At 68.0% G+C, this 24,378-nt stretch carries 21 protein-coding genes; 9 read left to right on the forward strand and 12 right to left on the reverse strand.

Annotated features, from left to right (window positions below; translation table 11 throughout):
• Positions 1–112: 112 nt before the first annotated feature.
• From Q0A34_RS01720 to infC, 4 genes are all read right to left on the reverse strand, one after another.
• Positions 113–937, reverse strand: a complete 825-nt coding sequence (locus tag Q0A34_RS01720) for an RNA methyltransferase (RefSeq protein WP_291477906.1) — start codon at positions 935–937, stop codon at positions 113–115.
• 197 nt (positions 938–1,134) lie between these two features.
• Positions 1,135–1,518 carry a 50S ribosomal protein L20 gene (gene rplT, locus Q0A34_RS01725; protein ID WP_291477868.1) on the reverse strand — a complete coding sequence of 128 codons (384 nt, stop codon included), beginning with the start codon at positions 1,516–1,518 and terminating at the stop codon, positions 1,135–1,137.
• Between the two features lie 100 nt (positions 1,519–1,618).
• Positions 1,619–1,813 (reverse strand): 50S ribosomal protein L35, encoded by a 195-nt coding sequence (gene rpmI, locus Q0A34_RS01730; protein WP_291477870.1) that lies wholly within the window; start codon positions 1,811–1,813, stop codon positions 1,619–1,621.
• A 50-nt stretch (positions 1,814–1,863) separates the two neighbouring features.
• The gene (gene infC / locus Q0A34_RS01735; RefSeq protein WP_244804442.1) at positions 1,864–2,385 is read right to left on the reverse strand and encodes a translation initiation factor IF-3; all 522 of its coding nucleotides are present in this window, start codon (positions 2,383–2,385) and stop codon (positions 1,864–1,866) included.
• Positions 2,386–2,672: 287 nt separating this feature from the next.
• Between infC and Q0A34_RS01740 the strand changes: the two genes are divergently transcribed.
• Positions 2,673–4,577, forward strand: coding sequence for a hypothetical protein (locus tag Q0A34_RS01740; RefSeq protein WP_291477872.1), 1,905 nt, complete (start codon positions 2,673–2,675; stop codon positions 4,575–4,577).
• On the opposite strand, the gene uvrA is transcribed toward Q0A34_RS01740, so the two are convergent.
• The gene (uvrA, locus tag Q0A34_RS01745; RefSeq protein ID WP_291477874.1) at positions 4,542–7,388 is read right to left on the reverse strand and encodes an excinuclease ABC subunit UvrA; all 2,847 of its coding nucleotides are present in this window, start codon (positions 7,386–7,388) and stop codon (positions 4,542–4,544) included. The genes Q0A34_RS01740 and uvrA overlap by 36 nt on opposite strands.
• A gap of 123 nt (positions 7,389–7,511) precedes the next feature.
• Between uvrA and Q0A34_RS01750 the strand changes: the two genes are divergently transcribed.
• From Q0A34_RS01750 to Q0A34_RS01760, 3 genes are all read left to right on the forward strand, one after another.
• The gene (locus Q0A34_RS01750) at positions 7,512–8,144 is read left to right on the forward strand and encodes an MBL fold metallo-hydrolase (RefSeq protein ID WP_291477876.1); all 633 of its coding nucleotides are present in this window, start codon (positions 7,512–7,514) and stop codon (positions 8,142–8,144) included.
• A gap of 88 nt (positions 8,145–8,232) precedes the next feature.
• The gene (locus Q0A34_RS01755) at positions 8,233–10,527 is read left to right on the forward strand and encodes an AAA family ATPase (protein ID WP_291477877.1); all 2,295 of its coding nucleotides are present in this window, start codon (positions 8,233–8,235) and stop codon (positions 10,525–10,527) included.
• 9 nt (positions 10,528–10,536) lie between these two features.
• Positions 10,537–11,016: a nucleoside deaminase gene (locus tag Q0A34_RS01760; protein ID WP_291477879.1), complete on the forward strand. Its 480-nt coding sequence runs from the start codon at positions 10,537–10,539 to the stop codon at positions 11,014–11,016.
• A gap of 8 nt (positions 11,017–11,024) precedes the next feature.
• On the opposite strand, the gene Q0A34_RS01765 is transcribed toward Q0A34_RS01760, so the two are convergent.
• Genes Q0A34_RS01765 through Q0A34_RS01780 form a run of 4 tightly spaced genes read right to left on the reverse strand, consistent with a single transcriptional unit; the run spans position 11,025 to position 14,691 of the window.
• Positions 11,025–11,471 (reverse strand): universal stress protein, encoded by a 447-nt coding sequence (locus tag Q0A34_RS01765; protein ID WP_291477881.1) that lies wholly within the window; start codon positions 11,469–11,471, stop codon positions 11,025–11,027.
• Positions 11,472–11,521: 50 nt separating this feature from the next.
• A complete protein-coding gene (uvrB, locus tag Q0A34_RS01770; protein WP_291477883.1) occupies positions 11,522–13,648 on the reverse strand; it encodes an excinuclease ABC subunit UvrB in 2,127 nt (708 codons plus the stop codon).
• 6 nt (positions 13,649–13,654) lie between these two features.
• Positions 13,655–14,239 (reverse strand): dephospho-CoA kinase, encoded by a 585-nt coding sequence (coaE, locus tag Q0A34_RS01775; RefSeq protein ID WP_291477885.1) that lies wholly within the window; start codon positions 14,237–14,239, stop codon positions 13,655–13,657.
• A 44-nt stretch (positions 14,240–14,283) separates the two neighbouring features.
• On the reverse strand, positions 14,284–14,691 hold the full coding sequence (locus Q0A34_RS01780) for a hypothetical protein (RefSeq protein ID WP_291477887.1): 408 nt from the start codon (positions 14,689–14,691) through the stop codon (positions 14,284–14,286).
• Positions 14,692–14,757: 66 nt separating this feature from the next.
• Between Q0A34_RS01780 and Q0A34_RS01785 the strand changes: the two genes are divergently transcribed.
• A complete protein-coding gene (locus tag Q0A34_RS01785) occupies positions 14,758–16,002 on the forward strand; it encodes a DUF4185 domain-containing protein (RefSeq protein ID WP_291477888.1) in 1,245 nt (414 codons plus the stop codon).
• Positions 16,003–16,095: 93 nt separating this feature from the next.
• On the opposite strand, the gene Q0A34_RS01790 is transcribed toward Q0A34_RS01785, so the two are convergent.
• Positions 16,096–17,409, reverse strand: coding sequence for an acetyl-CoA C-acetyltransferase (locus Q0A34_RS01790; protein ID WP_291477890.1), 1,314 nt, complete (start codon positions 17,407–17,409; stop codon positions 16,096–16,098).
• Between the two features lie 244 nt (positions 17,410–17,653).
• On the opposite strand from Q0A34_RS01790, the gene Q0A34_RS01795 reads away from it, so the two are divergent.
• The 4 genes from Q0A34_RS01795 (at position 17,654) to Q0A34_RS01810 (ending at position 20,944) form a co-directional block, all read left to right on the forward strand.
• Positions 17,654–18,994 (forward strand): 3-oxoacyl-ACP reductase, encoded by a 1,341-nt coding sequence (locus Q0A34_RS01795; RefSeq protein ID WP_291477892.1) that lies wholly within the window; start codon positions 17,654–17,656, stop codon positions 18,992–18,994.
• Positions 18,995–19,009: 15 nt separating this feature from the next.
• A complete protein-coding gene (locus tag Q0A34_RS01800; protein WP_291477894.1) occupies positions 19,010–19,936 on the forward strand; it encodes a MaoC/PaaZ C-terminal domain-containing protein in 927 nt (308 codons plus the stop codon).
• A 162-nt stretch (positions 19,937–20,098) separates the two neighbouring features.
• Complete coding sequence (locus tag Q0A34_RS01805) at positions 20,099–20,704, forward strand: YdhK family protein (protein ID WP_291477896.1); 606 nt, start codon at positions 20,099–20,101, stop codon at positions 20,702–20,704.
• 57 nt (positions 20,705–20,761) lie between these two features.
• On the forward strand, positions 20,762–20,944 hold the full coding sequence (locus tag Q0A34_RS01810) for a DivIVA domain-containing protein (protein ID WP_291477898.1): 183 nt from the start codon (positions 20,762–20,764) through the stop codon (positions 20,942–20,944).
• Positions 20,945–20,964: 20 nt separating this feature from the next.
• Here the strand turns inward: Q0A34_RS01810 and Q0A34_RS01815 are convergent, their stop codons facing one another.
• Together Q0A34_RS01815 and Q0A34_RS01820 are read right to left on the reverse strand one after the other, a co-directional pair.
• Complete coding sequence (locus Q0A34_RS01815; protein WP_291477900.1) at positions 20,965–23,022, reverse strand: glucose PTS transporter subunit IIA; 2,058 nt, start codon at positions 23,020–23,022, stop codon at positions 20,965–20,967.
• 173 nt (positions 23,023–23,195) lie between these two features.
• Positions 23,196–24,378, reverse strand: a 1,183-nt coding sequence (locus Q0A34_RS01820) for a S1 RNA-binding domain-containing protein (protein ID WP_291477902.1), incomplete at its 5' end; no start/stop codon positions are given.

Genomic DNA, 24,378 nt, shown 5'->3' on the forward strand with positions numbered 1-24,378 from the left:
CGCACCTCGCACTCATTCTTGTCCCGGTCGATCCCCTTTTGGAGTCGACTCAAGATGATACCAATGTCACCGGCACACCGGGAGGTCGGGGACGCCTCCCCGTGACCGGTGTTCAGGCACCTCTGGCGACCCGTGCCGTCTCGTAGAGGCAGATCGCAGCCGCGGTCACGAGGTTCAGGCTCTCGGCCCTGCCCCCCATCGGAATCGACACGCGGACGTCGGCCAGGTCCTGCCAGTCACCCAGTCCGTGTGCCTCGTTGCCGAAGAGCCACGCGATCTTCTCCCCCAGCAGAGCCGGCTGGCCGTCCTGCGGGACGGACGCCGCGTCCAGCGAGACGTCCCCGTCCCCGGACGTGGCCAGCACCGTGAACCCCCGCTCGTGGAGCAGGTCGATGACCTCGGCGACCCCGGTGTGCCGGGCGACCGGGAGGTGGAACAGCGACCCTGCCGACGACCGCACCGCCTTGCCGCCCTGCGGGTCCACCGTGGCGCCGGCGAAGACGACGGACGCGGCACCGGTGGCGTCGGCGACGCGGACGAGCGCACCGGCGTTGCCCGGCTCGGAAGTCTCGACGGGGACCGCGACAAGGTCCCCCAGCACCGCGTCGGACAGGTCCACGAGCTGGTGCCGGCACAGCGCGAAGATCCCGGTCGGGGTCACCGACTCCGAGAGTGCTGCGGCGGCCCGTCCGGTGATCAGGTGGACACGTACACCCCTGTCGTCGTCCCCGGTGAGTTGGTCGAACTCGGGGCCGACGGCGTCGAGCCCCTGTTCGGTGAGGTACACCTCGACCACGTCGCCGTAACGCAGCGCGGCGGTCACCGCATTCGACCCCTCGGCCAGGAACCGTCCCGCCTTCTTCCGTGCCGTGGCACGGTGCAGTTTGGCCGCGTTGACGATGCGCGGGGTCCGTTCGGTGAAGGGCTCGTCACCCATCCAGGTCCGCCAGTCGGCTGCGAGGGGACGTGCGGTGGACGGTGCGGACGGGTTCTCAGTCATGGTCCACGATTCTAGCGTGGCGGGGTGTCGGCCGGCCCGACTGCCCGACCTCCTCCGGGCCCCCGGAAACGCGGAAACCGCGCCGACCGTCCGTGCGGTGCACGGGGCGGTGGCGCGGTGGAACGCAGGGGCCCTTAGTTCGAGACCGGTGCGTTGACGTCCTCGGGGAGGGCGGCCTTGGCTGCCTCGACGAGGGCGGTGAAGGCCTGCGGGTCCGAGACGGCGATCTCGGCCAGGTTCTTCCGGTCGACCTCGATGCCGGCGAGACGCAGGCCCTGGATTAGACGGTTGTAGGTGATGTCGTTCGCGCGGGCGGCGGCGTTGATGCGCTGGATCCACAGCTTGCGGAACTCACCCTTGCGAGCACGACGGTCGCGGAACGCGTAGGTCTTGGAGTGGAGGACCTGCTCCTTGGCCTTGCGGTACAGGCGGGAGCGCTGGCCGCGGTAGCCGGAGGCCTCGTTGAGGATCTCGCGACGCTTCTTCTTCGCGTTCACTGAGCGCTTGACACGTGCCATGGTGGGACGTCCTTATCTTCTAGCTTTGTGATCTTCGGGATTCACCGGATCACCGGTGGTCCCTGGAATTACGGAATACGAGTCGAGACGGTGTAGGCGCTCAGGCCTTGCCCAGCAGGCGCTTGATGCGCTTGACGTCCGCCGGTGCAACTTCCTCGGTGCCCTTGAGGCGACGGGTGCGCTTGGAGGGCTTGCCCTCCAGCAGGTGGCGACGGTTCGCCTGCTCGCGACGCAGCTTGCCGGAACCGGTGACCTTGATGCGCTTGGCGGTGCCCTTGTGGGTCTTCTGCTTCATCGTGGATCCTTAACTTCTTCGTGGGTAGGTGCCGACCGGAGGTCGGGGAACTACTTCTTGCCCTTGCGGACAGGTCCCAGCACCATCGTCATATTGCGACCGTCCTGCTTTGCACGGGTCTCAACAACGCCGAACTCACGCACATCGTCCGCCAGCCGCTCGAGCAGCCTGAAACCCAGTTCGGGACGGGACTGCTCCCGTCCACGGAACATGATGGTGACCTTGACCTTGGACCCCTTCTCCAGGAACCGGACCACGTTGGACTTCTTCGTCTCGTAGTCGTTGTCGCTGATCTTGGGGCGGAACTTCTGCTCCTTGACCACGGTCTGCTGCTGGTTCTTGCGGGACTCGCGGGCCTTCTGGTCCTGTTCGTACTTGAATTTGCCGAAGTCCATGATCTTGCACACGGGCGGCTTGGCGTTCGGTGCGACCTCAACCAGGTCGAGATCTGCGTCATAGGCCAGCTTGCGTGCATCGTCGATTCGGACGATACCGACCTGTTCGCCACCCGGACCGACGAGTCGGACCTCGGGAACTCGAATCCGGTCGTTTATGCGAGCTTGTGCGCTGATGAGAACTCCTCAGTAGCAGTGGTAGAAACGTGTACCGCGTACTGCGAGTGCTGTCCCCCCGGACGATACTTCTGTACCGTACCTCGGACGGCCCCGATCGTTCCACAGTGTGGTTGCCGGTGACCGTTCCAGTGACCCGAGCCCTGCCGAACCGGCGGTCTCAGGTGGGAGTGACTCCACTTGCAGCCTGACATCGTTGACAGGCGGTAGTGGACAACACCGTAGCAGAACACGGGAACATGACACAAACGCCCGCCGTCAACCCACCCGGCTGCTAGTTTCATTTCATGAACGAGACACATACGCCCGGGGGCAGGCCTGAGGACATCGACGTCCTCCGCCGGCAGCTCGAGGTCTCTCTCCAACGCTCCGAGGCCGCCCACCGGGAGACCGTGAGAATCACCAACGAACTGCTCGCGCGGCTGCACTCCCGCGTCCCTGGGCCCGAGGAATCCCCGCGGACACCGGAAGGCTACCGGCCCGAGTCCTGGCCGACCGCCGGCCCGGTGACCGCCGGCTCGGTGACGACCGCATCGCCGCCACCGCTGCCGCCACCGCCATCGACTCCCGCCCCGGTCCTCGGACCTGTGGGGAGGTTCCTGGAGGACAAGGACAAGGTCACCCTGGGGGTCTCGGTCCTCGGCGGTGTGATCACCGTGATCGGGCTGGTGTTCCTCGCCGTCCAGGCGTTCAGCCGGGGGTGGCTGGGGCCCGCCAGCGCAGTCTCCGGTGCCGCCGTGCTCTGCCTGCTGCTCATCCTCGGGGGATTCGCGGTGCACCGGCGGAGCCCCGACGGCCCGACTGCCGCGGCGTTGGTCAGTGCCGGCGTCCTCGGCATGTTCACCGACCTCTGGGTGCTGGTCTTCGGACTGGGCTGGCTGGATCCCGGGCTCGGTGTCGTGCTGGTGGCGGCGATCGCCTCCGCCGGCATGATCACCGCCTGGAGCTGGTCCCGTCAACCTCTCGCGGTTGTCCTGCTGCTGGCCGGCGCAGGTTTCCTCACTCCGGCTGTCCTGCATCTCCTGCAGGTCACCGACTCCTCACGTTTCGATGCGCTGTCTCTCATCGCCGTCGCGCTCACCGGAGCGGCGACGACACTGCACCGGGAGTGGAAGGTGGTCTCCCTGTCCTCGGCGGCCGTCTTCTCACTGGGGGCCGCCGTCCTCTTCGGAGACGGACAACTCGCCGCCCTCACGGGAAGCGCGCTCGTCGGCACCGCACTCATGTGCCTGCTGGCGGCCTCCACGCCCCCGCAGAGCGCTGCGCTCGCCGCGGTCTCCCGCTGGATCCCGGTGTCGACGTTCCCCACCGTCCTCCTCCTCTCCGATGCCGCGGGCCGTCTCGAGGTCACCGCGACGACGATCTCCTGCCTCGCCGTCGCCGGGGCGCCGGTCGCCTACGCAGCCGGCAGGGCGGTCGTCACCGGGATCTCCCTGCGGACGCAGGTCAGTTCCCCGGAACACGCTGACCCGCGGGTTGCCACGCTGCAGGCGGCACTGTGCAGCGGTATCGCCGGCATTGTCGCGGTCCTGATGATCCGTCAGGACGACCCCTACGTCACCGGGGCCCTGTGGTGGATGGTCGCGCTGACTGCACTGTCCACCGTTCTGCTGCTGCTGTCCGACCACCTGCCGGTACCGCTGGTGTGGATCGTCTTCGCCCTCACCCTGGCCTACGCCCTCCCCCGGGCGGTCCCCGCATGGGGTGGTGCGGACGTCTCCCCCGCACTGATGTGGCCGGTCCTGGTCCTGCTGGCTGTGCCCGGTGGACTGGCACTCGCCCGTTCACGGTCGCTCGGGGCGACGAGGGAGATCTCCCTCGCTCTCGCCGCACTGCTGCTCGTTCTCGTCACCTCCGCCATCCCGTTGATCTTCGTCACGGTGAGCGACACCGACGTCGCCTTCATGGCCGGGCATCTGGTCACCTCGGTCACCTGGATGGGACTCGGGGTGGCCATGCTGATCCGGGACAACGGAGCGTCCGGGCTGGCACTGGCCCTGTTGGCCGCGGCGAAGCTGGTGTTCTTCGACCTCTCGGCACTCGCGGGCCTGATCCAGGTGGCGGCGTTCATCATCTGCGGCGCGATTCTCCTGGGCGCCGCGATCCTCCGCGAACGGCGACGGCCGGCACCTGCGACTCCCCCGGGTACGGACCGGTCAGAGCAGGTCCCTGAGGAACGACCCCGTGTGTGACCCCTCCACTGTGGCGACCTCCTCCGGCGTCCCTTCCGCGACCACCGTGCCGCCGCCCGAACCGCCTTCAGGCCCCATGTCGATGACCCAGTCCGCGGCCTTGATCACGTCCAGGTTGTGCTCGATGACCAGCACCGTGTTGCCCTTGTCCACGAGTCCCTGGATCACCAGCATCAGCTTGCGGATGTCCTCGAAGTGCAGGCCGGTGGTGGGTTCGTCGAGGATGTAGACGGTCCGCCCGTTGGAACGTTTCTGGAGCTCACTGGCCAGCTTCACGCGTTGGGCCTCACCACCGGACAGTGTGGTCGCCGCCTGTCCGAGCCGCAGGTACCCCAGCCCGACATCCACGAGCGTGTCGAGGTACCGGGCGATCGAGGTGATCGGGGCGAAGAACTCCGCGGCCTCGTTGATCGGCATGTCCAGGACCTCGGAGATCGTCTTGCCCTTGTAGTGGACCTCCAGGGTCTCCCGGTTGTACCGGGCGCCGTTGCACACCTCGCAGGGCACGTAGACGTCCGGGAGGAAGTTCATCTCGATCTTCAACGTCCCGTCGCCGCGGCAGGCCTCACACCGTCCACCCTTGACGTTGAAGCTGAACCGGCCCGCCTTGTAGCCGCGGACCTTGGCCTCGGTCGTCTCGGCGAAGAGGTTCCGGATCTTGTCGAAGACGCCGGTGTAGGTCGCCGGGTTGGAGCGCGGGGTCCGGCCGATCGGACTCTGGTCCACCCGCACGAGCTTGTCGAGCTGGTCGAGCCCGGTGACCTTGCGGTGGTGGCCGGGGACCTGCCGTGCGCCGTTGAGCTCGTTGGCCAGGACCTGGGCCAGGATCCCGTTGACGAGACTCGACTTCCCCGAGCCCGAGACACCGGTGACGCAGGTCAGGATTCCGAGGGGGAAACTGACGGTGACGTCCCTGAGGTTGTTCTCGGTCGCACCGTGCACGGTGATGGTCCGTGACCGGTCCACCGGCCGCCGCTTGTCGGGGACGGCGAGGAGCCTGCTCCCGGAGAGGTACTGCCCGGTGAGCGACTCTCCGGCCTCCAGAATTCCGTCGGGCTCGCCTTCGTAGACGATCCGTCCTCCGTACTCACCGGCGCGTGGTCCGATGTCCACCAGCCAGTCGGCCGTCCTGATGGTCTCCTCGTCATGCTCGACGACGATCAGCGTGTTTCCGAGGTCACGCAGGTGCTGCAGAGTCCTGATCAACCGCTTGTTGTCGCGCTGGTGCAACCCGATCGACGGTTCGTCGAGAACGTAGAGCACCCCGGCGAGCCCGGAGCCGATCTGGGTGGCCAGCCGGATGCGCTGGGCCTCACCACCGGACAGGGTCGCCGCGGCGCGGGACAGGTTGAGGTAGTTCAGACCCACGTCGAGCAGGAACGTCAGCCTCGCCTGGATCTCCTTCAGCACCCGTCCGGCGATCATCTCGTCGCGGCGGGACAGGCTCAGCCGGTCCAGGAAGTCGCTGGCCTCCTCGATGCTCAGGTCGGAGACGTCGGCGATCGACTTCTCCCCGAGCTCCGAGCTGATGGTGACCATCCGGATCTCCGGGCGCAGGCGGGTCCCCTCACAGGTCGTGCAGGGCACCTCCCGCATGTACCCGAGGAAACGCTCCTTCTGGTGCTCGCTCTCGGCCTGGTCGATCTTGCGGTGCAGATAAGGCATGACACCCTCGAACGGCGCCGAGTACTGCCGCGAGCGGCCGTAGCGGTTGCGGTAACGGACGGTGATCTCCTCCGGGTGCCCCTGGAGCACGGCCTTTCGTTCCTTCTTCGTGAGATCGCACCACGGCGTCCGCGGGTCCACGCCGATGTTCTCGGCGAGCGCCGCGAGGAGCTTGTCGAAGTACTTGTGGTTCGGGCTGGACGCCCAGGGCGCCACCGCGGTCAGCAGCGGCGCCTCCTCGTCCGGGATGACCAGCTTCTCGTCCACCTCCAGACGGGTCCCGAGGCCGTCACACACCGGACACGCACCGTAGGGACTGTTGAAGGAGAAGCTCCGGGGCTCCAGTTCGTCGATCGCGAGCGGGTGCCCGTTGGGGCAGGCCATGTGCTCCGAGAAACGCCTGTAGCGGTTCTCGTCGGTCTCCTCGAGGCCCACGAAGTCGATGACCACCCGTCCGTCGGCGAGCCGCAACGCCGTCTCCACCGAGTCGGTGAGGCGCTGCTTCTGGGAGGATTTCACCTGCAGACGGTCGACGATCACGTCGATGTCGTGCTTGACCTGCTTTTCCAGGGTGGGCGGGTCCGACAGCCGGAAGGTCTCCCCGTCGACGAGCACGCGGGAGTACCCCTCGGAGGCGAGGTTCTCGAAGAGGTCGACGAACTCGCCCTTCCTTGTCCGTACGACCGGTGCGAGCACCTGGAACTTCAGGCCCTGCTCCATCTCCAGGATCTGGTCGACGATCTGCTGCGGTGTCTGGGCCTGGATACGCTCCCCGCATTCCGGGCAGTGCGCGACACCGGTGCGGGCGAAGAGCAGGCGGAGGTAGTCGTGGATCTCGGTGATCGTGCCCACGGTCGACCTGGGGTTGCGGTTCGTGGACTTCTGGTCGATGGACACCGCAGGGGACAGTCCCTCGATGAGGTCGACGTCGGGCTTGTCCATCTGCCCGAGGAACTGGCGGGCGTAGGACGACAGCGACTCCACGTACCGTCTCTGACCTTCGGCGAAGATGGTGTCGAACGCCAGCGACGACTTCCCTGAGCCGGACAGCCCGGTGAAGACGATCATCCGCTCCCGCGGCAGGTCGATGTCCACGCCCTGCAGATTGTGTTCCCGCGCTCCGCGCACGGTGAGGATCTCAGCCACCCGGTTCTCCTTCATGGAAGTTCATCACTGCGTCGCCATCGTACGTGAAGGCCCCCGCGCAGTCGAACGGATAGTCGAAAATCGGGGCTCCGTCCCGTCGTCGGCGGCGCTATGGTGGGGGCCATGGATTCCGCACAGGTCACCACGACGACAGTAGGCCCGATGGGCAACAACTGCTACCTGGTCAGCGCGGGCGGAGACGCCCTGCTGATCGACGCGGCGGACGAGGCCGGGCGCCTGCTCGCCGTTGCCGCGGACGCCGGGGTGAGAATCACCGACGTCCTGACCACCCACCGCCACCACGACCATGTCCAGGCCCTGGCGGATGTGCTGGAGGCCACCGGGGCGCGTCACCACGCCTCGGTCCAGGACGCACCGGATCTGCCGGTCGCCGTCGACCGGACCTGGGGTCACGACGCGGACGACGACACTCCGGAGCCCTTCACCACCTCCTCCCCCTCACTCGACGCCCTCGGCATGCGGCTGATCCTGCTGCGTGGCCACACCGCCGGCGGTCTGGGTGTGATCCTCCCGCGGCACGACGGGCCCGACGACCTCTTCCCCGGGGACAGCCTGTTCCCCGGCGGGGTGGGCAAGACCTCGTCACCGGAGGATTTCTCGTCGCTGATCTCCGACGTCGAGCGCCGTTGCTTCACCCTCCCCGACGACACCCGGGTGCACCCGGGTCACGGTGACGGCACGACGATCGGCGCCGAACGCCCGCACCTCGGTGAGTGGCGCGAACGAGGGTGGTGAGTGGCGGACACTCCCCGTACCTCCGGCCGCGTAGAATGGTCGTCCTGTTGCGCGAGCGACGGACGTCCTTCGAGAGATCCAGGAGACCATGAGCGCCACCCCTTCCGAGCACCCCGACATCGTCGCGGAGCAGGAACACCTCGACCAGCTGCTCGCCGTCGTCGACGAGGCGCGCGAACGTCTCACCGACCGGTTGCGAACGGCGCAACGTCGTCGGGCGGACATCGACCAGCCGCAGACGCTCCTCGAGCGTGACCACGAGACCTTCGAGATCGCCGGACGGCTCGACGAGTTCTCGGCGGCGGAGATCGGACTGTTCTTCGGACGTATCGACGTCGACGACGACGAGCCCGAGAACCCCGTCGCCGACTCCGACGGTGGACCGGCACTCGACCGTCGCTACATCGGCAGGATCGGCCTGCACACCGCCGACGACGAGATGCGCACGCTGCTCATGGACTGGCGTGCGCCGCTGGCCCGTCCGTTCTACCTGGCCACCACCCTCCACCCCGAGGGCGTCCATGTCCGACGGCACATCCGGACACGTGGACGCACGGTGACCGACGTGGCCGACGAGCGTCTCTCCGGGGGCGACGGTGCCGTGCCCGACGGGCGCGACGGTTCCGTCGCCCGGGAGGGCGCACTGCTGCACGCGGTGAACCGCGCCCGGGACCGGCACATGCACGACATCGTCGACACCATCGTCGCTGAACAGGACCGGATCATCCGCGAGGAGCACCGGGGGGTGACGGTGGTGCAGGGTGGACCGGGCACGGGCAAGACCGCCGTCGCCCTGCACCGGACCGCCTACCTGCTGTACACCTGGCGCGAGCAGCTGTCGAACACCGGCGTTCTGATCATCGGCCCGAACCGGCGTTTCCTGGACTACATCTCCCAGGTGCTCCCGAGTCTCGGTGAGACCGGGGTCGTCCTGGCCACCCCGGGATCCCTGCTGCCCGGGATCACCGCCCGGCCGCTGAGCGCGGAGACCCTCACCGCCCAGGAGGTCAAGGGATCACCGGAGATGCTCGAGATCCTCTCTCGGGCCGTGCGGGACCTGCAGACGGTACCGGACCGCAGCATCGACTTCCTCGTCGACGGGGTCACGGTGTCGTTGACCCCGCAGATCGCACGGCAGGCCCGGACGCGGGCCCGACGGACACACCGTCCCCACAACCTGGCACGCAGCCGTTTCCGGGAGGCCGTCCTCGACCTGATGCGCGACGCGATGGCCGACTCCATCGGCGCGGACCCGCTCGGCGGGGAGAACCTGCTGACCGCCTCGGACCGCGACCAGCTCCGGGAGGACCTGGCCGCGGAACCTGACATCGCCGAGGCGGTGGAGGGACTCTGGCCGGAGTTGACCGCCGAGGAGGTTCTCGCGGGTCTCTACGGCTCACGGCAGGCCGTGGACTCCGCCGCCGCCGACTACGACGACCTCACCCGGGAGGCCCTGCTCCGCGAAAGCGCACCTGACGCATGGACCGAGGCCGATGCGCCGCTGCTGGACGAGCTCGCGGAGATCCTGGGGATCGCCGGTGCCGAGGAGGCCGAAGCCGAGGAACGACGTCGGTGGCGCTCCCAGGTCGACGAGGCCCAGGAGGCCCTCGACATTCTCAGCGGTTCGGCGTACCAGGACCTCGACGACGGCACCGACGCCGAGATCCTCATGGCCTACGACGTGATCGACGCCGAGCAGCTCGCCGAGCGGCAGCGGGTCCGGTCCTCGATGTCCACCGCCGAACGCGCCGCCGCCGACCGCACCTGGGCGTTCGGTCACGTCATCGTTGACGAGGCGCAGGAGCTGTCCGCCATGGCGTGGCGGATGATCTTCCGCCGGTCCCCCAACCGGTGGATGACCCTGGTCGGCGACCCTGCCCAGACCGGCAGCCCTGCCGGGGTCGAGGACTGGGCGAGCGCCCTTGAACCGTTCGTGAAGGACCGTTGGAAGCTCCACGAGCTGACCGTGAACTACCGGACCCCCTCCGACATCTCCGCGGTGGCGACGAGCATTCTCGCCGAGGTGGCGCCCGGTCAGGACGTTCCCACCTGCCTGCGCGAGACCGGCTCGGGAATCCGGGACTTCCCGGTGGGGCAGATCGACGACGCGGTGGCCGGTGCCGTCCGGGCCGCCGGCGAGGGACTGGTCGGGGTCATCGCCGCACCGGAACGGGTCGCCGGGCTGGACCGGCGCTTCGGGGCGGACTCGGTGCTGGTCTCCGACGTCAACGGTGCCAAGGGCCTGGAGTTCGACGAGGTCGTCCTGGTCGAACCGGAGGAGATCGCGTCCGGGTCACCCCAGGGGTTCAATGACCTCTACGTGGCGGTCACCCGCGCTACCCAGGGGCTCAGCCTCGTCCACGACCTGCCGTTGCCCTGGTAGGAAGGTGTCATGGACACTTCAGGGATCTCCGACCGCGACCGTGGTTTCCTCCGGATGGCCGTCTCCCTCGCCCGTGAGGCCCGGCATGCCGGCGACGAGGCCTTCGGGACGGTCCTGGTCGGCCCGGGCGACACCGTCCTGTTCACCGACCGCAACCGGGTGGTGACCGGTGCCAGCCCTCTCCTCCATCCGGAGTTCACCGCCGCCGAGTGGGCGGTCGCCAACCTCTCTTCGTCGGAGCGGGCGCGATGCACGGTGTACACCTCCGGTGAACACTGTCCGATGTGCGCGGCCGCACACGGGTGGGCCGGCCTCGGACGGATCGTGTACGCGTCGTCGGCGGACCAGTTCAGGCGGTGGGCCCTCGAGGACGGGCGACCGGAGTCACCGGTGGCTGCGCTGGAGGTCACCGACATCGTGCCCGGGGCCGTGGTAGACGGCCCCGATCCCGGGCTCGCCCGGGAGGTCCGCGAACTCCACCGGCCCTGACAGGGGCGTCAGACGGTGTGGACGATCATCACGTCGCAGTCGGACTGACGGGCGACGTCCGCGGGGACGGACCCGAGCAGGCGGCCGGTCAGTGAATTGATGCCGCGGTTGCCGACGACGAGCAGGTCCGCGGACTCGTCGGTGACGATGCCCATGAGGGCGTCCACCGGCGCCCCCTCCTTCACGGCGGTGGAGATCTTCGTCGCCCCGACCTCCTGCGCGGCGGCGACGGCGGCGGCCAGGTTCTCCTGGGCCGGGTCACCCCCGACCACCGTCTTCGAGTCCATCCGGATGGCCTTCACCGCCGATTCGGCGTTCTTGTAGTAGGCGCAGCCGATGACGAGCCGGGCATCGAATGCCGCGGCCAGCGCTGCCGCGCGTTTCACCGCCAGGACGGATGACGAGGATCCGTCGGTTCCGACGACGATGGTCTCATAGGTGGTGCTATCGCTCACTGCCAGCCCTCTGTGGTTGCGGTTGGTTTCCACACGAAAGCCTACCCCAGTCAGATGCCCGCTTCGATCATGCCGCGCAGTTCCTTCTTCAGGTCGGCTATCTCGTCCCTCAGCCGGCCGGCGAGCTCGAACTTGAGCTCCCGCGCGGCGTCCTGCATCTGGGTGGTGAGGTCGGCGATCAGCTTCTCCAGGTCCGGCCGCGCCAGCGAGCCGGCGTCCCGCGCCCCTGCCGTCGCCTGGTCTCCGGAGGCGACGTTGAGGTCCGCGCCGACACCGGTGGCCCCGTCGTCCCCGTCGCCCCGGTTCTCGTACACCTGGTCGAGGATGTCGGCGATGGCCTTGCGGAGCGGCTGCGGGTCGATCCCGTGCTCCTTGTTGTAGGCGATCTGCTTGGCGCGGCGCCGTTCGGTCTCGTCCATCGCGTACCGCATGGAGTCGGTGATCTTGTCGGCGTACATGATCACCTCGCCTGAGACGTTCCGGGCGGCACGGCCGATGGTCTGCACCAGCGAGCGCTCCGAGCGCAGGAAGCCCTCCTTGTCCGCGTCGAGGATCGCGACCAGGGAGACCTCCGGCAGGTCCAGTCCCTCCCGCAGGAGGTTGATGCCCACCAGGACGTCGTACTCCCCCAGTCGCAGCTGCCGCAGCAGTTCGACACGTCGGAGGGTGTCGATGTCGGAGTGCATGTAGCGCACCCGCACCCCGTGCTCGAGGAGGTAGTCGGTGAGGTCCTCCGCCATGCGCTTGGTCAAGGTGGTCACCAGCACTCGTTCCTGTTTCTCGGTGCGCTGGCGGATCTGCTCGATGAGGTCGTCGATCTGCCCCTCTGTGGGGCGTACCTCGACCTTCGGGTCGACGAGGCCGGTGGGACGGATGACCTGTTCGACGAACTCGCCGCCCGCCGCGGCCATCTCGTAGTCGCCGGGTGTGGCCGACATGTAGACGCACTGCCCCTTGCGGTCGTCGAACTCCTCCCAGGTCAACGGACGGTTGTCGAGGGCGCTGGGCAGTCGGAAGCCGAAGTCGACGAGGTTGCGCTTACGTGACATGTCGCCCTCGAACATGCCGCCGATCTGGGGGACGGTGACGTGCGACTCGTCGATGATGGTGAGGTAGTCGTCAGGGAAGTAGTCGATCAACGTCGCCGGCGCCGACCCCGCCTCACGCTGGTCCACGTGGCGGGAGTAGTTCTCGATGCCCGAGCAGTAGCCGACCTGCTGGATCATCTCGAGGTCGTACTCGGTACGCATCCGGAGCCGTTGGGCCTCGAGCAGTTTGCCGCGTCCCTCCAGTTCGGCGACCCGTTCCTCCAGCTCGGCGCGGATGTCCTCCATCGCCTTCTCCATCCGTTCGGGCCCGGCGACGTAGTGGGTCGCCGGGAAGATCCGGATGTCCTCGACCTCCCGGATCACGTCACCGGTCAGCGGGTGGATGTAGAAGAGGCTGTCGATCTCGTCCCCGAAGAACTCGACGCGCACCGCCAGTTCCTCGTAGGCCGGGATGATGTCGACGACGTCCCCCTTCACCCGGAACGCCCCACGGGTGAAGGAGACGTCGTTGCGGTCGTACTGGATGTCGACGAGGAGCCGGAGGAAGCGGTCCCGTTCGACCTCCTCACCGACCTTGAGCACGACCGACCGGTCGAGGTAGGACTGCGGGGTACCGAGCCCGTAGATGCACGACACCGAGGACACCACGACCACGTCGCGCCGCGACAGGAGGTTCGAGGTGGCGGAGTGCCGGAGGCGTTCCACGTCGTCGTTGATCGAGGAGTCCTTCTCGATGTAGGTGTCCGTCTGCGCGATGTACGCCTCGGGCTGGTAGTAGTCGTAGTAGCTGACGAAGTACTCGACGGCGTTGTTGGGGAGCAGGCTGCGGAGTTCATTGGCGAGCTGCGCCGCGAGGGTCTTGTTGGGGGCCATGACCAGTGTGGGTCGCTGCTGCTGCTCGATGAGCCAGGCGGCGGTGGCGGACTTTCCGGTGCCCGTCGCGCCCATGAGGACGATGTCGCGTTCCCCACGGTTGAGCCGTTCGTCCAGTTCCCGGATCGCGGCCGGCTGGTCGCCGGCGGGTTCGTAGTCGCTGATGACCTCGAATCTCGCGTCGGTGCGCTCCACCTCCCCGACCGGCCGGAACTCGGACTCGGAGAGGACGGGGTGTTCTGCTGCGAAGGCCATGAGGGGCTACACCTCTTCCCAGAACGCGTCGACCTGGGCGATCAGCGACGCCAGGTCCCCGCTGTTGTCGAGGACGACGTCCGCCGCGGCGAGCCTCGTCTCGCGGTCCACCTGGGCGGCTATCCGTCGGCGCGCGTCGTCCTCGTCCAGGCCCCGTGACTCGACGAGGCGGCTGATCCGGACGTCGTCGGGGGCGTCGACGACGAGGACGGTGTCCACTGTCTCCGCCTCCCCGTTCTCGATGAGCAGGGGCATGTCGTAGACGACGACGTCGTGCCCCTCCGCCTCGGCCTCCCTGAAGAGCTCAGTGGTGCGCTCCCGGATACGGGGGTGCGTGATGGCGTTGAGCGTGTCCGTGGCGTCGGCCGAGGCGAAGGCCTGCCGCGCCAGTTCCGCCCGGTCCAGCCCGCCCCCGGGGGCGAGGATCCCGTCGAAGGCCTCGGCGAGTTCAGCGAGGGCCGGTTGTCCCGGTTCCACGATCTCCCGGGCGATCCTGTCCGCGTCCACGACGAACGCGCCCTTCTGCCGGAGCCGTTCGGCCACTGTCGTCTTGCCGGAACCGATGCCACCTGTCAGGCCGATAATGCGCATGTCGTCAAGGATAGCGCTGTGGACCGTCCCGGGGCAGCCTGCACTCAGGAGCCGGCGACGGATCCACCGCCGGACGACGTCAGGGCGGCCCCGGCCGCCGTGAGGCACTGGACGTTCGCCGAGTTGGCGTTGGCGAAGATGTACCTCAGCCGGTTGGCCGTCTCCCGGGCACCGGCCTCGTTCGCCTCCTCCCACCGCCCGGCGATCTCGGAGAGCCGTTCCCCGGTCTCCGTGCAGAAGATCTGGTCACCGGTGCCGAGGTGACGGTTCAGCAGGCTGCCCGCCGGTCCGTCCACCTCCCGGAGCGCAGGAAGGTCGGGGACCTCCCCCGTCGTGTCCGCCAGGGCCGGCGTGACGGTGAGCGCACCTCCCGCCAGCAGGAGAGCGACGAGCGCCTTCACCGGCGCGCCGGTGCCGCGCCGCGTCGTCCCCGGAAAAGATTCGCGAGTCATGACAGTGAACTATAGTCGCGATACACCCCTTGTATAACTTTAGTGACATTTCTTCACAGGAGCCCCATGATCTCCCCCGCTCTCCGCCGGGTCTCGACACTGACCCTCACCACCGTCGCCACAGCGGCGGTGGCCACCGTCGTCGGCGCCGCCTCCGCCGGTGCCGCACCGTGCGACACCTACTCCCCCGACCTCTCCGACCGCGCATCCGCCCTGTTGAGCTCAGGTTCAGGCGGAACCGGATCCCTGACCTCCTGGGCGGACGGCACCCCCTGGGACCTGCCGGACGTCTCCGCCCCGACGGAGGCCCTGTACATGGTCACCGGCCCGAACAGCCCCGACGAGACCCATGCCCTGGGGCTGGCGTCGACGGACCTGGGATTCATGTGGGACGCCGGCGGTGGGCGGACACTCATCGCCTTCGGCGACAGCTTCGGGTGCGCATCCGGGCTGAGCGGCTGGCACTCCAACGCCCTGTTCAGCTCCCGGGACACCGACCCGTCCGACGGGCTGCTCATCGACGGCTCCGCCGCCGGCGGGCGGTCCGGCGAGTTCCTCCCGCCGTCACTCAAGACACCCGGCGTGGAGCACACCAGGATCCCCACGTCCGGGATCGAGGTCGACGGCGACCAGTACGTCGACTTCATGTCGGTGAGGTCGTGGGGGCAGCCCGGCAGGTGGACCACCAACTACGCCCAGACGGTGCGGTCCACCGACGGCGGACAGGAGTTCCACCCGGTCGGGGAATCCACCCGTGCGTCCTCCCGTGCCTCCGACGACGACCGGGTCGCCGGTGCCGTCGACGGCCGGCCCGTCAACGACGCCTTCCAGATGACCGCACTGACGAAGCACAGTGAGAACGGCAGGGACTACGTCTACGCCTACGGCACCCCGTCCGGCCGGGCCGGCTCCGCGGCACTGGCCCGCATCAGCGAGGAGACGTTCCCGGACTGGTCGACGGCCGAGTACTGGGACGGGTCAGCCTGGGTCGGGGACGCGGCGGCTGCGGCGACGGTCCTCGACGGCAGGGTGTCGGAGCTGTCGGTGCAGTACAACGAGCACCGGGACTCGTGGCTGGCGATGTACGAGTCGACCGAGGGGATCGTCCTGCGGGAGGCGGCGAACCCCACCGGGCCGTGGTCGACGAAGAAGACGGTGGTCTCCCGACTCCGGTCACCCGACGCCTACGGTGCCTTCATGCTGCCGAGGCAGGATCCGCGGGACCCGTCCCGGCTGTACTTCGTCATGTCGACGTGGTCCGGGTACAACACGGCGATGCTGCGGACCGACGTCGACGCCGTCCTCGGCTGACCGGGCAGCGACACGGAGACACCCCGGGAGGGTTCACGGTGGAACCCGCCCGGGGTGTCGGCGTTACCGGGGACCCCGGCAGGGACGAGGTGACTAACGCTCGATGATGGCGGTGACGCCCTGTCCACCTGCGGCACAGATGGAGACCAGGGTACGGCCGCCACCGTTCTCCTCGAGGGTCTTCGCCGCGGTGGCGATGATGCGGCCACCGGTGGCGGCGAAGGGGTGGCCGGCGGCCAGCGAGGAACCCTTGACGTTGAGCTTCGCACGGTCGATGGCACCCAGCGGGGCGTCCAGGCCCAGACGGTCGCGGCAGTAGTCCTCGGACTCCCAGGCCTGCAGGGTCGCCAGGGTCTGGGAGGCGAAGGCCTCGTGGATCTCGTAGAAGTCGAAGTCCTGGAGGGTCAGGCCGTTGCGCTCCAGCAGGCGCGGCACGGCGTAGGTCGGGGACATCAGCAGGCCGTCCGGGGTGAGCCCGTCGCGACCGTGCAGGAAGTCGACGGAGGCTGTCTCGGAGTCAACCAGGTAGGCACGGACCGGGAGGTTGTGCTCCTCGGCCCACTCCTCGGAGGCGAGCAGCACGGCGGAGGCGCCGTCGGTCAGCGGGGTGGAGTTGGCGGCGGTCATCGTCGCCTGGGTGCCGTGGGCGGCCGCGTCCTTCTTGCCGAAGACCGGCTTGAGCTTCGCCAGCTTCTCGACCGTGGAGTCGGGGCGCAGGTTGGTGTCGCGCTGCACACCCAGGAAGGGTGTCACGAGGTCGTCGAAGAACCCGGCCTCGTAGGCGGCGGCGAGCTTCTGGTGGGACTCGACGGCCAACTGGTCCTGGTCCTCACGGCTCACGTTGAGCTCGCGGGCGGTGATCGCGGCGTGGTCACCCATGGACAGACCGGTGCGCGGCTCGCCGTTCTGCGGCTGTTCCGGGGCGATCTGGGACGGACGCACGCTACCCAGCAGCTTGACCATCTCGCCGGTGGTCTTGGCGTTGTTGACCTTGATCAGGGTCTTGCGCAGCTCGTCGTTGACGGCGAGGGGGGCGTCGGACGTCGTGTCGGTGCCACCGGCGATACCGGCGTCGATGCGTCCGAGCGCGATGGCGTCAGCGACCTGGATGGCGGCGGCCAGTCCGGTGCCGCAGGCCTGCTGGAGGTCGAAGGCGGGGGTCTGGGAGTTCAGCGCGGAACCCAGGACGACCTCACGGGTCATGTTGAAGTCACGGGCGTGCTTGAGGACGGCTCCGGCGACGACCATGCCCAGCTTCTCGTCCTGCAGGCCGTAACGTGCGACCAGCCCGTTGATGGCCGCAGTCAGCATGTCCTGGTTGGACGCGTTCGCGAACTCCTTGTTGGAGCGGGCGAAGGGAGTGCGGTTGCCGCCGAGGATGGCGACCTTACGAGGCGAAGTAGTCATCTGGATGTCTCTCCATCGTGTGTTGTCGTGTCGTCGTGGGTCGTGGTGTCTGCCAGACGTTTCCGGAAAGTTTACCGGCACGGTCCCGTCTGGTCCGGCCCCTGAACTTTTGTGTAACCCCCGTCACGGAATCTTGAGACGTGGTTCGGGGTCACACACTAGGGTACAAATGTGAACATACATTGTTCGGGCGTCCGTAGGTACGCTTTCGAATAACGGATCCACTACCAAGGAGTTACGAACGTTGTCTTCCTCCAACAAGGGCCTGCTTGATCAGGTCGTCAATTCAGGGCTCGCAGGCAAGCTCGGCGTCCCCCAGGGTGAGCCGCTGCGGCGCTACAAGAAGGGTGAGCCCGCACTGGACGGTCCGGTCGTCATCGGCGGCGAGGGCCGTGTCGCCGCAGGCATCGCACCGCTCCTGGGCAACGACTACCAGTTCATCGACGGTGGCGCCGACGCCAAGCGCGCCGCACTGGTCTTCGACGCGACCGGCATCACCACTCCGGAGGAGCTCCACCAGCTCTTCGACTTCTTCAACCCGCAGATGCGCAAGCTGCTCCCCTGTGCCCGGATCGTGGTCATCGGCACCACCCCCGAACTGGTGAAGGACCGTGACGAGCACATCGTCCAGCGGTCCCTCGAAGGGTTCACCCGGTCGGTGGCCAAGGAGCTGCGCCGCGGCGCGACGGCACAGCTGGTCTACGTCGCCCCGGAGACCTCCTCGTCCGACCTGAGCGGACTCGAGTCCACGCTGCGCTTCCTGCTGTCCGGCAAGTCCGCCTTCGTCGACGGCCAGGTCATCCGCGTCGGTGCCGACGCCTCCAGCGCACCCGAGTCCTGGGACGCCCCGCTCGCCGGCAAGATCGCCGTGGTCACCGGTGCCGCCCGCGGTATCGGCGCTGACATCGCCAAGGTGCTCGGCCGCGACGGGGCAAAGGTCATCTGCGTGGACATCCCCGCCGCCGGCGAGGGCCTCGCGGAGACCGCCAACGAGGTCAAGGGTTCCTCCCTGCCCCTCGACGTCACGTCCCCGGACGCCGCCGAGAAGATCAAGACCCATGCCGAGGAGCGCCACGGCGGCAAGGTGGACATCATCGTCCACAACGCCGGTGTCACCCGGGACAAGCTGCTCGCCAACATGGACGAGGGCCGCTGGAACATGGTGCAGAACATCAACCTCGTCGCGCCTGTCCGCATCACCGAGGGTCTGCTGGAGAACGGCGGTCTCGCCGACGGCGGACGCGTCGTGGGCGTCTCCTCCATGGCCGGCATCTCCGGCAACCGTGGCCAGACCAACTACGCCACCACCAAGGCCGGCGTGGTGGGCCTGGTCGACTCCTTCTCCGAGGAGCTCGCCGACAAGGGCATCACCGTCAACGCCGTGGCCCCGGGCTTCATCGAGACCGCGATGACCGACGCGATGCCGTTCGGCACCCGCGAGGTCGGCCGTCGCCTGAACTCCCTGGCACAGGGCGGTCACACGGTCGACGTCGCCGAGACCATCGCCTACTTCGCCGGCAACGCCTCAAACGCCGTGACCGGCAACACCGTGCGCGTCTGCGGCCAGAACCTGCTCGGCGCCTAGGAAGGAACCCCCACCGTGACTGTCACCTACAAGGAACTCCCCGCCATCCCCGACCTGATGACGGAGTACAAGGGCGCCGCCAAGAACATGGTCCCCGTGGTCGGCGCGAAGCGGTCAGCCACGAAGGACCCGTCGACCGGTTTCGAGGTCAAGGGCGTCACCATCGACATCCCCCACCTCGCCGCCTACGCGGACGCCACCGGCCTGCGTCTCGGCAATGAACTGCCGTACACCTACCCCTACGTGATCTCCTTCGCCCTGGTGATGAAGGTAATGTCGACCGACGACTTCCCCTTCAACGCCGTGGGCGGTGTGCACCTGACCAACGTCATCGAGCAGTCCCGCCCGTTGACGGTGGACGACGTCCTGCACATCCGCACCCACGCGGAGAACCTGCGCAAGCACCGTAAGGGCCTGCTCATCGACATGGTCACCGAGATCTTCGTCGAGGGCGAGGACGGCGACTCACCGGTCTGGCGGCAGACCTCCGGCTTCCTCGCCAAGGGCGCCCGTCTGTCGTCGTCCGCTGATCCCACCGTCGCCGCCCGCGACGAGGACACCGGCTCGCTCTTCGAGCGCCCCGAGATCCCGGCGGACCCCACGCCGACGGCGACTTGGCCGATCGACCAGGCCGGCATCAAGCTCTACGCGGACGCCTCCGGGGACAAGAACCCGATCCACGTGTCCTCGCTGGGCGCGAAGGCCTTCGGTTTCCCGGCGACGATCGCCCACGGCATGTGGTCGGCGGCCCGGATCCTCAGCGGTCTGGAGGGGCTCCTCCCCGCGGCCGGCACCTACTCGGTGGAGTTCGCCAAGCCTGTCGTCCTGCCGACGAAGGTCGCGTACTTCACCGAGAAGGACGGCGACAGCTGGAAGATCCAGTTGCGCAAGGCCTCCAAGCTGGAGACGCTCCACGCCGTCGCGGAGGTGACCCCGGCGTAGCCGGTGTCTCGGCGCACATCGCGTGCCACCTCACCGGGCCCCGCACACCGTCGGTGTGCGGGGCCTTCGTCGTCCCGCCCCGCTCAGACGGGGGTGAACGCGGCTCCGGTACGTATACTCCCTAGGGGTATAGACAACATCGACCGGAAAGCAGGGACCACCATGACCAAACGCCTGACCACACTCACCGTCACTGCCGTCGCCGGCGGCGCTCTGGCACTGGCGACACTGACCGCGTGCAGCTCCGACCAGAACGACAGCACAGCGGCGGGCGGCACCTCGGCGGAGTCCCCGGCGTCAGATCATTCAGACCACATGAACGGCATGAACGGCATGGAGCACCCGGCCGACGGAGGCCCCGCGCCTGAGGGCATGACCGAGGCGGACGACCCCGCCTTCCCGGTCGGCACCGAGGTGGTGCTCACCGCCGACCACATGGAAGGGATGGACGGGGCAACCGCCACGGTCACCGGCGCCTTCGACACCTTCACCTACTCGGTGTCCTACACCCCCACCGACGGCGGCGCTCCGGTGACCGACCACAGGTGGGTGGTCCAGGAGGAGATCGCCGACGCGGGCGACCGGCGGCTCGAGGACGGCGCGACCGTCACTCTCGAGGCCGACCACATGCCTGGCATGGACGGCGCCGAGGCGACCGTCGACAGTTCGACGGACGAGACGGTCTACATGGTCGACTACGAGGCCGACGGCATGACCATGACCAACCACAAGTGGGTCACCGAGAGCGAGATCCGCCCCGCGGAGTAGTACAGGAAGGTACGACCTTGTCCGGCGGCCCCGCCGTGACCCGGTAGACTCTGCGGCATGGACATGACCCCGGAGGACATCCGCGCCGTGACGTTCCGTAAGCCGGCATTCGGCCGCCGGGGGTACGACGAGGCGGCGGTCGACGCCTTCCTCGACCGCGTCACGGAGGCCGTCGCAGGTATGCGCAACCGGATCGCCGACCTCGAGCGCCAGCTCGCCTCACGCCCTCCCCGTCCCTGACACCGTCGACACCGGCCCGGTTACGCCGTGGTCGCGGGCTCCTCAGAGGCCGCTGTGACCGAGATGACGTCGTCACCGACGGCCACGGCCGACGCCGGCAGCCCCTCCACTGCCGCGAAACGCCTGGTGTTCACGACGACGACCGGCGTCACCGCAGAGTAGCCGGCGTCCCTGATCCGCTGGACGTCGAACCGGATCAGCGGGGTGCCGGCGGTCACCCGCTGTTTCTTCTCGACGAGAACCTCGAATCCCGCACCGTCCATCTTCACCGTGTCGATGCCGATGTGGATCAGCAGGTCGATACCGCTGTCCAGACGAAGCCCGACGGCGTGACCCGTCTTCTGGACAGTGAGTATCTTCCCGTCCGCCGGGGCCACCACCGTGTCCCCTGTGGGCTCGATCGCGATCCCCTGCCCCAGCGCCCCGGACGAGAAGGCGGGATCGTCGACTTCCGACAGGGGGACGGCACGTCCCGCCACGGGTGCCGTGACCTCGGTGACCGCACCCGGCTGCAGGGAGGGCTTCACAGCTTCCGCCCCCTCTGAAGCCCCTGAGGCCACTGCGGCGTCAGCGGCGTCGGCGGCGTCGGCGGCGTCGGCGGCGTCGGCGGCGGCGGCGTCGGCGTTCTGCTCTTTCTCCCGCTCCCGCTCCGCGGCGAGTCCCGCGAGGATCTCCGCCTTCTCGTCCTTGCCCCGGTAGTCGAAGAAGACGACCAGCAGCATGGAGGTGAAGAAGGCCGCCGCGATACCGATGAGGTAGCCGCCCCACGGGTCCATGGCAGGGAAGGTCAGCAGGGAGGTGAACACGAAGGCACTGGCCTTGACGTCGAAGAAGCCGATGATGATGCCACCCACCAGACACCCCGGCAGCAGACGCATGTAGGTCTTCTTGAACCGCAGCAGGACACCGTACAGCGAGGGCTCTGAGATTCCTCCGAACAGGCCCGCCATCAGTCCGCCGAGCGACACCTGACGCATACCCCTGTTCTTCTCACGGAATGAGATGTACAGCACGCCGGCGACGACACCGAAGCAGGCGAAGTTCCATGCGCCCATCGGCCCCTGGATGAAGTCGTAGCCCAGTGTGGCGATGTTCTGGATCATGATCGCGTTGAGCGGCCAGTGCAGACCCAGCGGGACCAGGAAGGGGTACATCAGCGGGATGATCACGGCCAGGATGAACGGCGAGACACCGTTGAGCCACAGCAGGAAGTCGGAGATGCCGTTACCGATACCGATGCCGAACGGCCCGAGGAGGAACGCCGTCGCCGGAATCATGATCAGCAGGGAGAAGAAGGGGACGAAGACCATCTGCACGGCCGAGGGGATGATCCTCTTCAGTCCCTTTTCCACCCAGAACAGTCCGATCGCGGCGATCAACGGTGGGAAGACCTGCGAGGAATAGTCGTTGAGCACCAGGGGGACGCCGAAGATGTGGACGGTGTCACCGGCATCGCCGAGCGACAGGAACTCCGGCGTCAGCAGTGCTGCCGGGATCGCGGCGCCGACCCACTCGTTTGCCCCCAGCTTGCGGGCGGCCGTGGCGCCGATCATGATCGGCAGGAAGTAGAAGACGGACCGCCACATGGCGTGGAGCAGCACATATCCATCGGGTTGGTGGGCCATGTCCGCACGGAAGTCCTGCCAGCCGAACGTGTCCGCCAGGACCAGCATCGTGATGATGAGCGATGCGCCGAGCAGTGCCCACAGCACCGGCCGGAAGGTGTCGGAGAGGAACTCGAAGCAGTAGTTGACCCAGTCGTAGCGGCCGCGGACACCGCCGTAGTCCTTCTTCGAGGCGGACCGGGTCTCGGTGTCGGCGTCGCCCATCCCGGGTTCCTTGACGATCGCGTTGTAGTACTCGGCGACTCCGCCCCCCATCACCACCTGCAGTCCGGTGCTCCCCTGTTCGACGACGCCGAGCACCGCCGGGTCGCTGTCGAGGGCGTCCCGGTCGACCCTGGAACGGTCGACCAGGTCGAAGCGTAGTCGGGTGGCACAGTAGGTCAGGGAGGAGACGTTGTCCGCCCCTCCGATCTCCCTGAGGATGTGCCGCGAGGTGTCTGTCGCAGTTGCCATGGGTGGGTTCCGCCTTGGTGAGGTGAAGGGGTGGGTCACCGCTCCTGGTGAGCGGGCTATTCCACATCATAGAACTTCGACCGGCAAAAGATAAGGGTGGCGGCACGCCGAAAACCCGGCCCACCCCGGTATCGGGGGTGGGCCGGGTCGGGACCGTGCCTCAGGCGACGGTACTACTCACCGGAACCGGCGAGCTTCTCGCGCAGTGCGGCGAGCTGCTCGTCGGAGGCCAGCGATCCGGCGTCGGAGGTGGTCTCCTCGACGGCGGCGGCCGGCTTGTCCGAGTTGCTGGAGTAGGAGCCGTTGTCGGCGGCCTCGTCAGCCTCGGCAGCCTGGGCGCGGTGGCGCTCGATCTGGGCGGCGTGCATCTTGTGGCGACGCTCGGACTCCGCGTACCGGGCCTCCCATGCCTCACGCTGCTCGTCGAAGCCTTCCATCCACTCGTTGGTCTCCGAGTCGAAGCCCTCCGGGAAGATGTAGTTGCCCTGCTCGTCGTAGGAGTCGGCCATGCCGTACTTCGACGGGTCGAACTCCTCGGCGAAGTCCTCGTCGGCCTGCTTCAGCGACAGGGAGATGCGGCGACGCTCGAGGTCGATGTCGATGACCTTGACCATGAGCTCCTGGCCGACGGTGACGATCTGGTCCGGGACGTCCACGTGGCGCTCGGCCAGCTCGGAGATGTGGACCAGGCCCTCGATGCCCTCCTCGACGCGGACGAAGGCGCCGAACGGAACCAGCTTGGTGACCTTGCCCGGGACGATCTGGCCGATCGCGTGGGTCCGGGCGAAGACGCGCCACGGATCCTCCTGGGTGGCCTTCAGCGACAGGGAGACACGCTCACGGTCCAGGTCGACGTCGAGCACCTCGACGGTGACCTCGTCACCGACGGTGACGACCTCGGACGGGTGGTCGATGTGCTTCCAGGACAGCTCGGAGACGTGCACCAGGCCGTCGACACCGCCGAGATCGACGAAGGCGCCGAAGTTGACGATGGAGGACACGACGCCCTTGCGGACCTGGCCCTTCTGCAGCTGGCGCAGGAACTCGGATCGGTCTTCGGACTGGGTCTGCTCGAGCCATGCACGACGCGACAGTACGACGTTGTTGCGCTGCTTGTCGAGTTCGATGATCTTGGCCTCGATCTCCTGGCCGATGTCCGGCTGGAGGTCGCGGACGCGACGCATCTCGACGAGGGAGGCGGGGAGGAAGCCACGCAGGCCGATGTCGAGGTGGGTGGGGTCCGCGACCGCCGGCGGGCCCGGGGCCGGGAGCGCGCGGCCGAGCGCAGCGAGCGGGCCGGGCGGCGCGACAGCGGGGGCCGGTCCCGCCGGGCCTGGCGCGCGGGGAGGCGGTCGG

Source organism: Corynebacterium sp., assembly GCF_022712195.1.
Lineage (GTDB): Bacteria > Actinomycetota > Actinomycetes > Mycobacteriales > Mycobacteriaceae > Corynebacterium.

Excerpts from the sequence above, each read along its gene's own strand:
- Q0A34_RS01755 (WP_291477877.1), top strand. The coding sequence starts at position 8,233 with ATGAGCGCCACCCCTTCCGAGCACCCCGACATCGTCGCGGAGCAGGAA.
- Q0A34_RS01750 (WP_291477876.1), top strand. The coding sequence starts at position 7,512 with ATGGATTCCGCACAGGTCACCACGACGACAGTAGGCCCGATGGGCAAC.
- rplT (WP_291477868.1), bottom strand. The coding sequence starts at position 1,518 with ATGGCACGTGTCAAGCGCTCAGTGAACGCGAAGAAGAAGCGTCGCGAG.
- uvrB (WP_291477883.1), bottom strand. The coding sequence starts at position 13,648 with ATGGCCTTCGCAGCAGAACACCCCGTCCTCTCCGAGTCCGAGTTCCGG.
- Q0A34_RS01785 (WP_291477888.1), top strand. The coding sequence starts at position 14,758 with ATGATCTCCCCCGCTCTCCGCCGGGTCTCGACACTGACCCTCACCACC.
- Q0A34_RS01810 (WP_291477898.1), top strand. The coding sequence starts at position 20,762 with ATGGACATGACCCCGGAGGACATCCGCGCCGTGACGTTCCGTAAGCCG.
- Q0A34_RS01760 (WP_291477879.1), top strand. The coding sequence starts at position 10,537 with ATGGACACTTCAGGGATCTCCGACCGCGACCGTGGTTTCCTCCGGATG.
- Q0A34_RS01740 (WP_291477872.1), top strand. The coding sequence starts at position 2,673 with ATGAACGAGACACATACGCCCGGGGGCAGGCCTGAGGACATCGACGTC.
- Q0A34_RS01780 (WP_291477887.1), bottom strand. The coding sequence starts at position 14,691 with ATGACTCGCGAATCTTTTCCGGGGACGACGCGGCGCGGCACCGGCGCG.
- Q0A34_RS01805 (WP_291477896.1), top strand. The coding sequence starts at position 20,099 with ATGACCAAACGCCTGACCACACTCACCGTCACTGCCGTCGCCGGCGGC.
- coaE (WP_291477885.1), bottom strand. The coding sequence starts at position 14,239 with ATGCGCATTATCGGCCTGACAGGTGGCATCGGTTCCGGCAAGACGACA.
- Q0A34_RS01720 (WP_291477906.1), bottom strand. The coding sequence starts at position 937 with ATGGGTGACGAGCCCTTCACCGAACGGACCCCGCGCATCGTCAACGCG.
- Q0A34_RS01815 (WP_291477900.1), bottom strand. The coding sequence starts at position 23,022 with ATGGCAACTGCGACAGACACCTCGCGGCACATCCTCAGGGAGATCGGA.
- Q0A34_RS01790 (WP_291477890.1), bottom strand. The coding sequence starts at position 17,409 with ATGACTACTTCGCCTCGTAAGGTCGCCATCCTCGGCGGCAACCGCACT.
- rpmI (WP_291477870.1), bottom strand. The coding sequence starts at position 1,813 with ATGAAGCAGAAGACCCACAAGGGCACCGCCAAGCGCATCAAGGTCACC.